Consider the following 15,620-nt stretch of genomic DNA (forward strand, 5'->3'; position numbering starts at 1 on the left):
ACGATACGCATTGCGTAGTGTCCACAACAGATTGTCTGATGAATGTAAATGAGCAAGAGCACCTGTTGATGTTGTGAGTTTCGACTCATGCTGATACGAAACGGTTAGATTTCGGTTTAATCGGAACTTCGTGTCCCCATCGTCTAGAGGCCTAGGACACTGCCCTTTCACGGCTGTAACAGGGGTTCGAATCCCCTTGGGGACGCCACTCCGATAATGTGTGAAAGACATTATCAACTGAATATCTTAAAGATGACTTTAACGAGTCGTGTTTAAGATATTGCTCTTTAACAATCTGGAACAAGCTGAAAATTGAAACAATACAGCTGAAACTTATCTCTCCGTAGAATGACTGAGATAAGGATTAACCTGTATTAGAGTCTCTCAAATAATCGCAATGCGAATACGCATTCTGATGAAGAGAGTCGTGTGAGCTAAGTGAAGGCAAGGCGTACGGCACGGAGGAAGCGGAGTGAACTTAAGGTTCATGAGCATTCCGAGTACCGCACAACGCTGTATTCACGACGCGCAACCGACTTGAACAGAAGAAACGTCTTTGGGTTGTGAGGTTAAGCGACTAAGCGTACACGGTGGATGCCTAGGCAGTCAGAGGCGATGAAGGGCGTGCTAATCTGCGAAAAGCGTCGGTAAGCTGATATGAAGCGTTACAACCGACGATACCCGAATGGGGAAACCCAGTGCAATTCGTTGCACTATTGCATGGTGAATACATAGCCATGCAAGGCGAACCGGGGGAACTGAAACATCTAAGTACCCCGAGGAAAAGAAATCAACCGAGATTCCCCCAGTAGCGGCGAGCGAACGGGGAAGAGCCCAGAGTCTGAATCAGTTTGTGTGCTAGTGGAAGCGTCTGGAAAGTCGCACGGTACAGGGTGATAGTCCCGTACACAAAAGCACACTTGCTGTGAACTCGATGAGTAGGGCGGGACACGTGACATCCTGTCTGAATATGGGGGGACCATCCTCCAAGGCTAAATACTCCTGACTGACCGATAGTGAACCAGTACCGTGAGGGAAAGGCGAAAAGAACCCCGGCGAGGGGAGTGAAATAGAACCTGAAACCGTGTACGTACAAGCAGTGGGAGCACCTTCGTGGTGTGACTGCGTACCTTTTGTATAATGGGTCAGCGACTTATATTTTGTAGCAAGGTTAACCGAATAGGGGAGCCGTAGGGAAACCGAGTCTTAACTGGGCGTCTAGTTGCAAGGTATAGACCCGAAACCCGGTGATCTAGCCATGGGCAGGTTGAAGGTTGGGTAACACTAACTGGAGGACCGAACCGACTAATGTTGAAAAATTAGCGGATGACTTGTGGCTGGGGGTGAAAGGCCAATCAAACCGGGAGATAGCTGGTTCTCCCCGAAAGCTATTTAGGTAGCGCCTCGTGAACTCATCTTCGGGGGTAGAGCACTGTTTCGGCTAGGGGGCCACCCCGGCTTACCAAACCGATGCAAACTCCGAATACCGAAGAATGTTATCACGGGAGACACACGGCGGGTGCTAACGTCCGTCGTGAAGAGGGAAACAACCCAGACCGCCAGCTAAGGTCCCAAAGTCATGGTTAAGTGGGAAACGATGTGGGAAGGCATAGACAGCCAGGATGTTGGCTTAGAAGCAGCCATCATTTAAAGAAAGCGTAATAGCTCACTGGTCGAGTCGGCCTGCGCGGAAGATGTAACGGGGCTAAACCATGCACCGAAGCTGCGGCAGCGACGCTTAGGCGTTGTTGGGTAGGGGAGCGTTCTGTAAGCCGTTGAAGGTGACTTGTGAGGGTTGCTGGAGGTATCAGAAGTGCGAATGCTGACATAAGTAACGATAATGCGGGTGAAAAGCCCGCACGCCGGAAGACCAAGGGTTCCTGTCCAACGTTAATCGGGGCAGGGTGAGTCGACCCCTAAGGCGAGGCTGAAAAGCGTAGTCGATGGGAAACAGGTTAATATTCCTGTACTTGGTGTTACTGCGAAGGGGGGACGGAGAAGGCTAGGCTAGCCGGGCGACGGTTGTCCCGGTTTAAGCATGTAGGCGGAGTGACTTGGTAAATCCGGTTGCTTATCAACGCTGAGGTGTGATGACGAGCCACTACGGTGGTGAAGTAGTTGATGCCAAGCTTCCAGGAAAAGCCTCTAAGCATCAGGTAACATTAAATCGTACCCCAAACCGACACAGGTGGTCAGGTAGAGAATACTCAGGCGCTTGAGAGAACTCGGGTGAAGGAACTAGGCAAAATGGTGCCGTAACTTCGGGAGAAGGCACGCTGGCATTAGGTAAAGAGACTTGCTCTCGGCGCCGAAGCCAGTCGCAGATACCAGCTGGCTGCAACTGTTTAATAAAAACACAGCACTGTGCAAACACGAAAGTGGACGTATACGGTGTGACGCCTGCCCGGTGCTGGAAGGTTAATTGATGGGGTCAGCCGCAAGGCGAAGCTCTTGATCGAAGCCCCAGTAAACGGCGGCCGTAACTATAACGGTCCTAAGGTAGCGAAATTCCTTGTCGGGTAAGTTCCGACCTGCACGAATGGCGTAATGATGGCCAGGCTGTCTCCACCCGAGACTCAGTGAAATTGAACTCGCTGTGAAGATGCAGTGTACCCGCGGCAAGACGGAAAGACCCCGTGAACCTTTACTATAGCTTGACACTGAACATTGAGCCTTGATGTGTAGGATAGGTGGGAGGCATTGAAGTGTGGACGCCAGTCTGCATGGAGCCAACCTTGAAATACCACCCTTTAATGTTTGATGTTCTAACTCGGCCCCGTAATCCGGGGTGAGGACAGTGTCTGGTGGGTAGTTTGACTGGGGCGGTCTCCTCCCAAAGAGTAACGGAGGAGCACGAAGGTTAGCTAATCACGGTCGGACATCGTGAGGTTAGTGCAAAGGCATAAGCTAGCTTGACTGCGAGAGTGACGGCTCGAGCAGGTACGAAAGTAGGTCTTAGTGATCCGGTGGTTCTGAATGGAAGGGCCATCGCTCAACGGATAAAAGGTACTCCGGGGATAACAGGCTGATACCGCCCAAGAGTTCATATCGACGGCGGTGTTTGGCACCTCGATGTCGGCTCATCACATCCTGGGGCTGAAGTAGGTCCCAAGGGTATGGCTGTTCGCCATTTAAAGTGGTACGCGAGCTGGGTTTAGAACGTCGTGAGACAGTTCGGTCCCTATCTGCCGTGGGCGTTGGAAGATTGAGAGGGGCTGCTCCTAGTACGAGAGGACCGGAGTGGACGAATCACTGGTGTTCGGGTTGTCATGCCAATGGCATTGCCCGGTAGCTAAATTCGGAAGAGATAACCGCTGAAAGCATCTAAGCGGGAAACTTGCCTCGAGATGAGTCTTCCCTGGGGCTTTAAGCCCCCTGAAGGAACGTTAAAGACTATGACGTTGATAGGCTGGGTGTGTAAGTGCAGCGATGTATTGAGCTAACCAGTACTAATGATCCGTGAGGCTTAACCTTACAACACCAAAGGTGTTTTGTGTTTGAGAGATATTGATATTTTCAGCGACGTTCCGAGATTGGGCTGGCTGGCTGTATGGAGACATATAGCGGGTTAGTTTAGACAGAATTTGCCTGGCGGCCTTAGCGCGGTGGTCCCACCTGATCCCATGCCGAACTCAGAAGTGAAACGCCGTAGCGCCGATGGTAGTGTGGGGTCTCCCCATGCGAGAGTAGGACACTGCCAGGCATCAAACACGAGTTATCAGAGTGACATCTGGTAACTGACAAAATCGCGTAGAGCGGTTTTGCACAGCGCGGAGCGCTGGCCCTGTAAGGGGTAAGTATCGGGAAGATACACGTAAAAGAATCGGTGGAGCGGTAGTTCAGTTGGTTAGAATACCTGCCTGTCACGCAGGGGGTCGCGGGTTCGAGCCCCGTCCGTTCCGCCACTTATTGCAAAACCCTGAATCTCTGATTCAGGGTTTTTTGCATTATAATTTTTGTATATTATTGATCTGCTACATATATCCCTGCGGCAAAATCCAACTACAACTCTCTTATTGTCAGATTGCTACTCCACCATCACGCTCTCCGTGTTATTTATGATTTTAATTTAATGGGTTATTTACCACATGTATAAATATAATTGTATGGATAAGAGTGGCTTGGGTGCATTATAGGAATGGAATGAGGGGATATTAACTTTTCATGGAGGTAAGCCCTCCGATAGAGGGCATAATGTTATACGGGCTCTTTACGGCAAATTAATAATGTATGCCCAATACCAAGGCCATCAATATCTTTCTCAACATAGAATCCAGCAGCAGATAAACACTGGTAAAAAGTATCTGAATGATAAAAACGGCTATTACCGTTAGCCATACATGTAAAATAAAGAGATGAGGCATTCAAACTGAATGCACCAGCCTCAAATTGTTGCCTATCCCAAAATATCTCCATGATACATACGTAGCTATCAGGTTTCATTGCACGATGAATAAGCTTAAGAATATGGATGATTCTTTCTTCACTAAAGCAGTCTAGGAATTGGCTCATCCACCAAACGTCGGCTTCTGCTGGCAAACTATCGGCTAATAACAGATCCACCGGATACGTAGTGATGCGCTCGCTATAGCCTTTGTTTTTGACGTTCTCGTTGGCGAGAACTAATTGTTGCGGTAAATCCAGCAATGTTATTCTCACGTCAGGGTTATAGGCAGCACATTGTAAAGCCCACTTACCGGTATTGGCTCCAATGTCATAGATATGTTTTGGTTCAAGATCAAAAATAACTTTTAGTGCAAGCTGAAAAGCGTTGTCGGAATAAAAATGATCAAAGGCGAACCAACTTTCACGTGCGGCAGTTGGCAACTCGCTCAGGGCAGGGTAAATAGTTGGCCACTCACCAAATACGGATAATCCGGCAGGCTTTCCTGTCTCTAGTGCTTCTTTTAGGTTGAATAACCCCTGATAACAAACGTCCTGTGTGAAGTCCATATTTACGCGGGTCATTTGGTCATGCAATAAGTAGTGACCAACTTTACCCAGATAAAATCGGTTTTCCTGCTGGTAGAGAATATTACCACTAAGCCCCATATCTAGCAGGATACTGATTGCATATCGACTTAGTGGGCAATACGACTGAAGCTCATCAAGAGTAATACCATTTTTACCTGATTCATCTAATGCGGCTAGAATTCCTGATTCTCTCAGGTTAAGCGCAGCTTGAAATAGCATAGGGGCAAAAGCTATTTTCTGAGCTTCAGTTATTGCCGCCAAAGCACTGATTTGGTCTTTGTCATATCCGTAGCGCAAGCTTACGTCCTCGTAATTCAGGTAATAGCTCACCATTTAGCATGATCCAGCTTGAATGGTGAGCATGGATTTTAGATAACTATTTGTTATATATGATTTTATATTGACAGGCGATTTAGTTGAATCTGGATATCTTTATTCAAGTTAGCGATCCAGCGATTATATTTTGAGTGTATCTTTCCATTTTTGGCATCCATATTAGTACTGCCAATGTATTTTATTTGGTAATTATTAGCATTGTAATTAATTTGAATTTCAACTGTATGGTCGCGATTTATTAGCTTCCCATTAATCACGCCTTCAGCGGCAGGTATCATTACCCAACCACGGTTTATCCCACCTGCCAGAATTGCTTTTTGTACTTCTGCGGTTGTGTGACTACCGATTACTGTTTGGCTAACGTTTTGGATAGGTGTCGTACCTGCACATCCAGTAATAAATACGATAGATACCAACCCGACTAAGAGTGTTTTTAATAGTTTCATGATGATCCAATTAATTAATAATTTTCATGTTAGCCATAGGAGGCGTAACGAAAGAATGCTAAATAGCCAAGATAAAATACTCTGACTGATTCTAATACACAAATATTCTTATGTTTATTTTGTTTTAACTAAATGTAAAATTTATGTTTTATGTTGTTTCGTGCTTTATTTTTAAATTAAATTAGATTTAATTAATTATTTATCTAAAGAAGATGGAATTTATGCCGATAAATAAGATATTTTCCTTATTTCTTTTCAAATGAGCGCCATATGAATAGCCGATAATTAAACCAAAGAATAATGAATAAAGTTTTTAAATGCTTTTTACCAAAAAATAGAATAAATTATCTCGTTTTGCTGTCTGGGAAGTTCTGATATCGTGACTCATTCATTGAATATATTGAACTGGTGTGCTTTAGCTCCTGGTATGGGGGGGCAAGAGCTCTGGCTGGCTTGGGCGCGAGAGGGTGAACATTCGGTTAGATGGCAAGGGGATCTACCCAAGTCAGCGCATATCCCTATGATGTCCGCTAGAAGAATGAGCACAGGTAGCCGGTTGGCTGTTGAAGCAGGGCTGTCATTGCTCGAGGGTGCAACGGCTGATATGGCAATATTTACCAGCCGGCATGGGGAATTAGAGCGTACTTATAAAATATTGCAATCTCTCCATCAGCAGCAGAATATTTCGCCAACAGATTTTGCCATGTCAGTGCATAATACCGCATCAGGATGGTTAACTATTACGGCAAACGATACAATGCCGGTGACATCTCTTGCCGCTGGCATCGACAGTTTTCAACAAGGCATAGTTGAAGCGATGGGAATGCTGGCTGGCGGCGCTGAGCGCGTGCTATTGGTTGATTTCGATGGAGCAATACCTGATTTTTATCATTCTCAGACTTCTCCAATAGGGCTGCCCTATGCCTTAGCATTACTGTTAACCGCTGGTGACGATCTACAGTGTGAATGTATTTCTAAGGTTGATGTTAGTGAGCCAAAATTGCCTCAGGGTCTGAACTTTCTGCGTAATTGGTTGAGTGAAAAGAGTTCCTTCGTTATACAAGGTCAGCATAATAATTGGCAATGGAGTCAGTGATGGACAGTTCTCTTGCAGTACAAGCTGCAACCCAACATTCTTCTTTGCTAAATCGTTTATGGCGAGTGGTTGCAACTGGTTTTTGCTTTGCACTTTTTGGCTTGGGTGGGCTGTTATTATCTATTTTATGGTTTACCTCCCTCCGTTTAATTGTTCGCTCTGAAGTTGTACGTACCCAGATCACTCAGCAGAGTATCCGTTATAGCTTTCAACTGTTCTTGCGTATTGCCAAATTTCTGGGTGTTTTTGATTATCGAATAGAAAATAACGAACTGTTCTCTGAAGACTCGGGATGTCTGATTGTCGCTAACCATCCTAGCCTATTAGATTATGTGCTGCTGGCGGCACACATGCCAAGATGTGATTGTATTGTCAAGGAAGCATTGTTAAATAACATATTTGTTTCTGGAGTGATTAAATCTGCAGGGTACTTGGTTAATGCCGAATCAGATAAATTATTAGCACACTGTAAAGCGCGTTTAGGCCGAGGGGGGAGTATCCTTATATTTCCTGAAGGAACCAGGACAACCGCTGGTTGCGCACTGAATTTGCAACGAGGTGCGGCGAATATCGCGCTTCATAGTGGGTGTGATATTCGCGTAGTATATATTGATTGCAACCCGCCGATGCTGACGAAAGAACTCAAATGGTATAATATACCGCCGGTAAAACCTCAATTTAATATTATTGTTCAAAATAAAATCAATAGTAATGACTTTATTCAAGATAGCGATTTATCGTTAGCACTTGCTGCGCGACGACTTACTAAACATTTAACCTGTGCATTAATGCCTGAATCTAAGAGAAAGAGTTAATGGAATTACTGAGTAGTGAGATTAAACAGCTAATTATTGATGTCCTAAATCTGGAAGGTATGTCGGTGGATGATATTGATTCACAGGCTGCATTATTTGGTGATGGTTTAGGCTTAGATTCAATCGATGCGCTAGAACTTGGATTAGCACTAAAAAACCGATATAGCGTTGTACTCTCTGCAGAGAGTGAAGATATGCGTCAGCACTTTTATTCGGTAGAAACGCTCGCGAAATTTATTTCTGAACAGCGTAACTAACAGGATATTACCATAATGGGAAAACAAGAAATTTATCAGCAGATTACAGCTCTTCTGGTTAAGCTTTTTGAAATTGATGAAGCTGATATCAAGCCAGAATCACGGCTCTATGAAGAGTTAGAGCTAGACAGTATTGATGCTGTCGATCTGGTTGTGCATTTGCAGAAAGTGACGGGTAAAAAAATAATGCCCGAAATGTTCAAATCCGTTCGGACGGTTCAAGATATTGTCGATGCCGTCGACAATTTATTAAATGCCAAGTCGTAAATGGTGAAATCAGGTGACAGCTAATCAGAGTAATTTATTCATTGGTCGCCTGACTGTTTTGCTCAAAATCTTCACCGTTATTGCCCTCACAGCCTACCCACTGGCGGTATGGTTCGGTTTGTCGCGTTGGGGAATGCAGGTATTAGCACCGATATTGCTATTGGTGTTTACTTTGCGCCTCTTTGCTGTGCGTAGCAAAATTAAGCAACAACTTTGGTTAGGCAAAGCACTGGCGCTAGCTGGCATTATTCTGTCTTTGGCAAGTTGGGGTTTAGGCAAGGCCCAGTGGCTGTTGTTTTATCCTGTTGTGGTAAACATCATTTTACTGGTGCTGTTTTCCTATTCTCTATTTCGCCCCCCACCCATCATTGAAAGATTAGCGAGGCTGTCTGAGCCTGAATTATCTCCTCGAGCGGTGGCTTATACCCGAAAGGTGACTCAGGTATGGTGCGGTTTTTTTGCCGTAAATGGCACCATTGCTCTGGCAACCTGTTTATATGGCAATATGCATTTGTGGGCCTTATATAACGGTGGTTTGAGTTATTTACTTATTGGTTCTTTGATGGGTCTGGAATGGATAATCAGAAAAAGGGTTCAACAGCAGTGAGTCTACCCATGGCGAATTGGTTGGATCATTCTCGGGATGATGACTTGGTTATCGCTATGTGCGGCGACAAGATTATAACTTTGAGTCAATTCAGGTGCGATGTTACCTATCTATTTAATAAAATTAATTTTTTACCCAATCAGCGCTGGGCACTCTGTTTTGAAAATAGTTATTGGTTTACTGTCGCGCTGCTGGCTACGCTGTATTGTCAAAAAACACCAGTAATTTTCGGTCATGCACGTGAGGCCGTTCTCAAAGAACAATTGCATGAGTTTGATGGCATGCTGACGGATCAGTTACTGAATCTTGCCTGCCCGAGCGTTACAGTGGCAAGCCATGCCGCTATTGGGGCTGATTATCATCCACTGCCTGATTGGCCTTCAGCTGCTTCACTAATCCTTTTCACCTCGGGTTCTACGGGTGCTCCCAAAGCAATCGTTAAATCTGTTGCGAGTTTGGATACCGAAAGCCATTGGCTGGCTGTTCAATGGGGACAGCGCTTTGATAGAAAGAGTAATCCATTAATTGTTGCGTCGGTGTCTCATCAACATTTATACGGACTGACTTTTCGTATCTTTTTACCTCTCTCGCTAGGTATTCCCTTTCAGGCTAAATTGATCGGTTATCATGAGCAACTTCAGTCACTACCTGAATCTTGCTCGCCGATATTTATCAGCAGCCCAGCATTTCTAAAGCGTATGGATACAAAACTGTCGCCGATTTCGTGTCGACAGATATTTTCCGCGGGCGGGCCGCTCAGTTATCACGATGCACAATCTACCCTAAATACACTGGGCATACTGCCAACAGAGATTTATGGTGCCACTGAAACCGGTCTTATTGCTTATCGCCACCAATCAGCACCTGAACAAGCATGGCAGTTTTTCTCCGGTGTCAGTTTGGAGATCAACAGCGATAAAACTTTCACTGTTTATTCTGCCTTGATACCTGAATCAACCGGTGTGCCGATGAACGATATTATTGAGCTATCTGATAACCGGCAGAGTTTTTATCTACTGGGGCGTCAAGATCGGATAGTTAAAATAGAAGAGAAGCGTGTTTCACTAACCGAGATAGAACAACGCTTAATATCACTTCCTGAAATTGCAGATGCGACGGTATTGGTCTTAACCCACAACGAAAGAGTAAACATTGCTGCTGTTGTTGTATTAACGGACATGGGTAAAGAGCAGGTGGCAGCCGCATCATTGGGTTTTTTAACGCAAAGTTTACGTAGCACTTTGCGTCACTGGCTTGATCCGGTCTCGCTTCCTCGTCGTTTACGTGTGATTGATGTTATCCCGCTGAACCCGCAAGGGAAGCGTGATTATGCCCGCTTACAGGAGTTATTCTTATGATGTTGCCCGTCGTTGTCAGTCAGCAAATAACAGGTGATCACTTTGCCAGCATTGATCTCTTATTACCTGCTGATTTACTGTGGTTTAGTGGTCATTTCCCCACCTGTCCAATATTGCCCGGCGTCGCACAAATTAATTGGGTTATGCACTACGCCAATCAGTTACTGGGTCAGTTGCCGGTCGTGAGAAGCATTGATGTCGTAAAATTCCAGCGGCCACTGATGCCTGACGATGAAGTCACTCTCGAACTCAATTGGGAACGGACAAATCATAAGCTGATGTTTAAGTACCTTGTCCAAGGCGAAATAACTGCCAGCAGTGGGAAAATATCCCTATGTCAGTAACGTCTTTCGCGCCGTGCGTGGTTATCCCTTGTTTCAATCATGGTGAGACCATGGCGAGTGTGTTGTCTCAGTTGGCTGCGTATCAATTGCCGTGTCTGATAATTGATGATGGCAGTGATGTTGATACTGCCAATGAGCTAACACGCCTGGCGGCGAAATACCCGTGGGTGCTGCTAATAACACAACCCGAAAATCGGGGGAAGGGGCATGCCGTTCTGAATGGACTGACTGTGGCACAAAAGCAGGGTTACAGCCATGCTTTGCAAGTCGATGCTGATGGCCAGCACCAATTATCTGATATTCCAATAATGCTGGCCGAGGCGGAAAAATACCCCCATCATCTAATTTCAGGGCGACCGGTTTACGATGAGTCTGTACCGAAGGCGCGGCTTTATGGCCGCTATATCACTCACTTCTGGGTATGGATCGAAACCTTATCGCTATCGCTGAAAGACAGTATGTGTGGTTTTCGCGTTTATCCGATTGCTGAAACACGGGCTTTGGCTGCCCGGCACCCATTGGGGGTGCGAATGGATTTTGATACTGAGGTGATGGTGAGATTATATTGGCAGGGGACTGAGAGCCGGTTCTTGCCAACAAAGGTCACTTATCCCGCAGAAGGTATTTCACATTTTGATGCGCTGCATGACAACTTACGTATTTCGTGGATGCATACCCGGCTATTTTTTGGCATGTTGCCGCGTATTCCTGCGTTGCTAAAGCGTAATATGCAAAAGCCCGAGCACCATTGGTCCCAAACGAAAGAACGCAGTGGTTTGTGGGGGATGCGCTTGATGCTGCGCAGTTACAAAATTCTGGGTCGCACGGCTTTTAATCTGTTGTTATACCCTGTTATTGGCTATTTTTGGCTTACCGGCCATCGTCAGCGCCAGGCGTCAAACCATTATTTACAACGTCTTACGGCTTTCGCCAAACAGCAAAATCACCCCTTACCGGCATCTTTAAATAGCTTCCGTCATTTCATGCGGTTTGGTGAGTCTATGCTCGATAAACTGGCGAGCTGGCAAGGGGATTTAGTGATGGGCAAAGATGTGGCTTTGGTTGGGCGTGAGCGCTGTGAAGCACAGATCGCCAGCCGTCAGGGGGCGCTAATTCTGGCATCGCATTTAGGTGATATTGAATCTTGTCGTGCTTTGGCTGAGCTATCTGTTGGTGTAAAAGTTAATGCATTAGTCTTTACCCATCATGCCGCCCGTTTTAATCAGGTCATGCAGGAGATTAACCCACACGCACTGATTAACCTTATCCAGGTAACCTCGATTGGGCCTGATACGGCTATTTTATTACGCCAGAAGCTGGATGAAGGGGAGTGGGTCGCGATTGTCGGTGACAGAACTTCCGTCAGCCCTTATCAACGAGATAACCAACCAAGAGTCATTTGGAGCACCTTCTTAGGCCACCCCGCACCTTTCCCTGTTGGGCCGTTTGCGTTAGCTGCGGCATTGCGTTGCCCGGTGTTTTTGATGTTTGGTTTAAAACTCGGCGGGCAAGAGCGGCTGGCTGCACCATCAGGTGTTATTGATCCCGCATCTGCTGCCCGATTACATGTTTATTTTGAGCCTTTCGCCGATCCATTGATATTACCGCGAGCAAATCGTCAGTCGGCATTGCAACAGACAGTGGATAGTTACGCCGCCCGTCTGGAGCATTACAGTTTATTAGCGCCGCTCGATTGGTTTAATTTTTATGATTTTTGGCATTTAAACGATGAAAAGCCAAACCAAGGAAATCAGTGACATGAATTTACCCGATGACCCGCGTTTTACAACCCGGATAGTTCACAATATCCCTTTTCATGATATTGACCCTATGGGGGTGGTGTGGCATGGCAATTATTTCCGTTATTTTGAAATTGCTCGTGAGGCTTTATTGAACCAAATTGATTATGGTTACCGCGCGATGCAGGCGTCAGGCTATGTGTGGCCAATAGTTGATACGCGAGTGAAATACATTGCCCCGCTCGAATTTGAACAGCGTATTCATATTTGTGCCTCTATTGAAGAATATGAGAATCGCTTGCGTATCGGTTACCAAATTTATGATGCGACCAGCGGGAAGCGCATGACAACGGGATACACCATTCAGGTTGCCGTTAAAGCATCCACGAAAGAAATGAGCTTTGTTTCACCACCGGTACTGCTGGAAAGAATGGGTATCGCCTCATGAAATCGATATTCACCGTTCTCTTACTCTGTCTGAGCCTGAGCGCTCATGCGGTAACGCTGGCATCATTACAACAGCGATTTAGCGAACAACCGGTGTTGCGTGCCGAGTTTGAACAGCAGCGCAGTATTAGTGGAATGAATAAACCTTTAAAATCAAGTGGTAATCTGCTGATTTCACGTGATAAAGGGCTGTGGTGGTCACAGCAGCAGCCTTTCGTTCTGACACTGCTACTCGACGATAAGCGCATGGTACAAACCATGGCAGGCCAGCCCGCACAGGTTATTACTGCTGACAGCAATCCGCAAATGTTCCAATTTAACCACTTATTAACGGCACTATTTCATGCTGATACGTCGATTTTGGAGCAGAATTTTACCTTAGCCTTCACTGATAGCGGTCAGGATCGCTGGGTGTTAGTGCTCACTCCGAAAACGACGCCATTGGATAAACTATTTAAAAGCATCACGTTGCACGGTCAATATTTTCTGGAAACTATCGATATTGAAGATATGCAGGGCGATGGGACCCACATCCGGTTTTTCAACCAATTAACTGAACCTAAGATACTGAGCCATGCCGAACAGCAGCTTTTTGCGCACTGATTGCCACCGAAAACTGGCTATCGGCTGGTTATTTATCTGTTTGCTATTACTGGCAACATTACTCTGGCTGATCCCTCGTAGCCAGATTAATAGCAGTGTCTTGGCACTATTGCCCAAGCAGGAGTTGGCAGGCGTACCTGTCGAATTAACCGAAGGGTTTAATCAGCGCCTTGATCGCCAATTAGTGTGGCTGGTTAGCCCAGTAAAAGACCAATTGGCTCCGGTGAACTGGTGGTTGCAGCAGTTGCAGAAAATGCCCGCGCTGCATCAGGTCAGTGGTGAGATGACTGCTCAACGTTTACAGGAGTGGGGTGCCTTTTTCTTTCAGCACCGCAATGTATTGCTGGATGAAGCCACCCGCCTGCGATTAAGCCACGGCGGTGAGGCGCAGGCTCAGTGGATACTGGGGCAGGCGTATTCGGCATTTGCTGGTGTGAGCGGTAAAGAGTTGCAGTATGATCCCTTGCTGTTGGTGCGTGGCTCTCAATTGGCACAACAACAAAACAGTGGGGCGTTAAGTATCAATAAGGGCTGGCTGGTGGCGAAAGATAGCCAGGGCCGCCAATGGTATTTGATTCACGGTGAATTACGCGCTTCATCTTATGATATGGCCAGTGCCCGTAGCACCGTTGAGTCATTGGCTGAATTAAAGCAGCAGCTTCAGCAGCGTTGGCCCGGTACTGAGGTCTTGGAGCGCGGCACGCTTTTTTACAGTAACTACGCGAGTCAGCAGGCTGAAAGTGATATCTCGACCATTGGTTTGATCTCCGTCGCCGGTGTATTCCTGCTGATATTGATAATGTTTAAGTCGCTATTGCCACTCGCCTTATGTCTTTTATCAATAACTATTGGGGCATTGGCTGGGGCGGTTGCCACGTTACTGGTCTTTGGCGAAGTCCATGTAATGACGCTGGTATTGAGTGCCAGTATCATTGGTATTTCAGCGGATTATACACTTTATTATCTGACAGACCGCATGGCGCACGGTGGTCAAACGACTCCATTGGAGAGCTTGGCAAAACTCTTCCCTGCACTATCAATGGCGCTACTCACCACCGTAATTGCGTATCTGATTCTGCTTATTGCACCTTTCCCTGGGTTGCAGCAATTGGCTGTTTTTGCGGCCGCAGGTCTAACTGCCGCCTGTATTACGGTGATGTGTTGGTATCCGATACTGGCTAAACGGTTGCCGGTGCGCCCGGTTCCCCGCATAAGGCTTATTCATCTGTGGCTAGACAGTTGGCAAAACAACCGAGTGTTGCGTTTAGGCTTGCCCGCCCTGATTATTATTTTGACTATCAGTGGGTTAGCTACATTACAAATTAATGACGATATCAGTGAATTGCAGGCGATGCCGCGTGAGTTCCAGCAACAGGAACAGCGCATTGCGGCACTTACCGGCCAGCACAGCGACCAGAAATGGTTTGTTGTTTATGGTGATAATGCTGAGCAGGCATTGCAACGTCTGGAGCAGTTCTCTCCACAGCTATCACAGGCGAAAAAAGCTGGATGGATTGAAAGTTATCGTGTGTTGCCGTTGCCATCATTATTGCGGCAGCAGCAAAATCTGGCATTACTTGAGCAAACCGCGCCAGCCATTATCCACCAATTGCAACAGGCTGGTATTAGCGTTTCTCTGCCAGACTTGCCAGCACAAGGCAACCAGAAGACATGGGTGACACCAGATCAATGGCTTGGCTCCGTGGTCAGTGAAGGCTGGCGGTTACTTTGGCTCTCATTACCTGATGGGCGCACGGCGATGTTGGTGCCGGTAAGCGGTGTCAGTAATCCGGCGGCACTGCAACAGTTAGCAGAGTCCGTGCCAGGAGTGACTTGGGTTGACAGAAAAACAGAATTCAATACGCTATTTTCCCTTTACCGCGCCTATCTATCATGGTTGTTACTCATTGCCGTGGTTGCTATCGCTGTAGTCTATTGCTGGCGCCTGGGTCTGCGTCGCGGCCTATATTGTGTGGCGCCGACGTTACTTTCATTGGGGATGGGGCTGGCGGTGCTTGCTCTTACCGGCCACTCGTTGAATCTCTTCTCGTTATTGGCATTAATATTGGTTTTGGGTATTGGCATCAATTATACCCTGTTCTTTACCAATCCCCGAGGGACGCCTGCCACGTCAATGTTTGCTATTTTTATGGCCGTGTTCACCACTCAACTGACTTTCGGCATGCTGGTATTCAGCCACACCCAAGCCATTAGTAGCTTTGGTATTGTGCTGAGCAGTGGTGTATTTACAGCCTTTTTATTAGCGCCTTTGGCGCTGCCCAAGCCAAAAGGAGAGCGTGCGTGAATTATAAACGCTGTGGGGTATTGCTA

At 46.5% G+C, this 15,620-nt stretch carries 13 protein-coding genes, 2 tRNA genes and 2 rRNA genes; 15 read left to right on the plus strand and 2 right to left on the minus strand.

Annotated elements, in window-relative coordinates; all coding sequences use genetic code 11:
* Positions 1–132: 132 nt before the first annotated feature.
* The 4 genes from A6J67_RS08450 to A6J67_RS08465 all read left to right on the plus strand — a co-directional run bounded on the left by A6J67_RS08450 (position 133) and on the right by A6J67_RS08465 (position 3,905).
* Positions 133–208, plus strand: a tRNA-Glu gene (locus tag A6J67_RS08450).
* Positions 209–567: 359 nt separating this feature from the next.
* Positions 568–3,474, plus strand: a 23S ribosomal RNA gene (locus A6J67_RS08455).
* A gap of 113 nt (positions 3,475–3,587) precedes the next feature.
* A 5S ribosomal RNA gene (gene rrf, locus A6J67_RS08460) occupies positions 3,588–3,703 on the plus strand.
* Positions 3,704–3,828: 125 nt separating this feature from the next.
* Positions 3,829–3,905 (plus strand) — tRNA-Asp (locus A6J67_RS08465).
* Between the two features lie 292 nt (positions 3,906–4,197).
* Here the strand turns inward: A6J67_RS08465 and A6J67_RS08470 are convergent.
* Together A6J67_RS08470 and A6J67_RS08475 are read right to left on the minus strand one after the other, a co-directional pair.
* Complete coding sequence (locus A6J67_RS08470) at positions 4,198–5,307, minus strand: methyltransferase (protein ID WP_042568477.1); 1,110 nt, start codon at positions 5,305–5,307, stop codon at positions 4,198–4,200.
* Positions 5,308–5,369: 62 nt separating this feature from the next.
* Positions 5,370–5,756, minus strand: coding sequence for a hypothetical protein (locus tag A6J67_RS08475; protein WP_042568476.1), 387 nt, complete (start codon positions 5,754–5,756; stop codon positions 5,370–5,372).
* A gap of 379 nt (positions 5,757–6,135) precedes the next feature.
* On the opposite strand from A6J67_RS08475, the gene A6J67_RS08480 reads away from it, so the two are divergent.
* The 11 genes from A6J67_RS08480 to A6J67_RS08530 are packed head-to-tail and all read left to right on the plus strand — an operon-like array spanning position 6,136 to position 15,594.
* A complete protein-coding gene (locus A6J67_RS08480) occupies positions 6,136–6,852 on the plus strand; it encodes a beta-ketoacyl synthase chain length factor (protein ID WP_032907571.1) in 717 nt (238 codons plus the stop codon).
* A complete protein-coding gene (locus A6J67_RS08485) occupies positions 6,852–7,667 on the plus strand; it encodes a lysophospholipid acyltransferase family protein (protein WP_005190850.1) in 816 nt (271 codons plus the stop codon). Before A6J67_RS08480 ends, A6J67_RS08485 begins: the two co-directional genes overlap by 1 nt.
* Positions 7,667–7,924, plus strand: a complete 258-nt coding sequence (locus tag A6J67_RS08490) for a phosphopantetheine-binding protein (protein ID WP_032907570.1) — start codon at positions 7,667–7,669, stop codon at positions 7,922–7,924. The genes A6J67_RS08485 and A6J67_RS08490 overlap by 1 nt, the downstream gene beginning before the upstream one ends.
* A 15-nt stretch (positions 7,925–7,939) precedes the next feature.
* Positions 7,940–8,191 (plus strand): acyl carrier protein, encoded by a 252-nt coding sequence (locus tag A6J67_RS08495; RefSeq protein ID WP_005190847.1) that lies wholly within the window; start codon positions 7,940–7,942, stop codon positions 8,189–8,191.
* A gap of 13 nt (positions 8,192–8,204) precedes the next feature.
* Complete coding sequence (locus A6J67_RS08500) at positions 8,205–8,798, plus strand: hypothetical protein (protein ID WP_005190845.1); 594 nt, start codon at positions 8,205–8,207, stop codon at positions 8,796–8,798.
* Positions 8,799–8,806: 8 nt separating this feature from the next.
* The gene (locus A6J67_RS08505; RefSeq protein WP_162484282.1) at positions 8,807–10,156 is read left to right on the plus strand and encodes an AMP-binding protein; all 1,350 of its coding nucleotides are present in this window, start codon (positions 8,807–8,809) and stop codon (positions 10,154–10,156) included.
* Positions 10,153–10,500: a hydroxymyristoyl-ACP dehydratase gene (locus tag A6J67_RS08510; protein WP_032907568.1), complete on the plus strand. Its 348-nt coding sequence runs from the start codon at positions 10,153–10,155 to the stop codon at positions 10,498–10,500. The genes A6J67_RS08505 and A6J67_RS08510 overlap by 4 nt, the downstream gene beginning before the upstream one ends.
* Entirely contained in the window at positions 10,491–12,257 is a 1,767-nt protein-coding gene (locus tag A6J67_RS08515) for a glycosyltransferase family 2 protein (RefSeq protein ID WP_050074208.1), read from the plus strand. The genes A6J67_RS08510 and A6J67_RS08515 overlap by 10 nt, the downstream gene beginning before the upstream one ends.
* Before the next feature lies 1 nt (position 12,258).
* Positions 12,259–12,687, plus strand: a complete 429-nt coding sequence (locus A6J67_RS08520; RefSeq protein WP_005190831.1) for an acyl-CoA thioesterase — start codon at positions 12,259–12,261, stop codon at positions 12,685–12,687.
* Positions 12,684–13,289 carry a LolA family protein gene (locus A6J67_RS08525; RefSeq protein ID WP_032907566.1) on the plus strand — a complete coding sequence of 202 codons (606 nt, stop codon included), beginning with the start codon at positions 12,684–12,686 and terminating at the stop codon, positions 13,287–13,289. Before A6J67_RS08520 ends, A6J67_RS08525 begins: the two co-directional genes overlap by 4 nt.
* Positions 13,261–15,594 (plus strand): MMPL family transporter, encoded by a 2,334-nt coding sequence (locus A6J67_RS08530; RefSeq protein WP_042568470.1) that lies wholly within the window; start codon positions 13,261–13,263, stop codon positions 15,592–15,594. The genes A6J67_RS08525 and A6J67_RS08530 overlap by 29 nt, the downstream gene beginning before the upstream one ends.
* The last annotated feature ends 26 nt before the right edge of the window (positions 15,595–15,620 follow it).

The sequence above is a fragment of the Yersinia sp. FDAARGOS_228 genome (assembly GCF_002073315.2).
GTDB lineage: Bacteria > Pseudomonadota > Gammaproteobacteria > Enterobacterales > Enterobacteriaceae > Yersinia > Yersinia intermedia.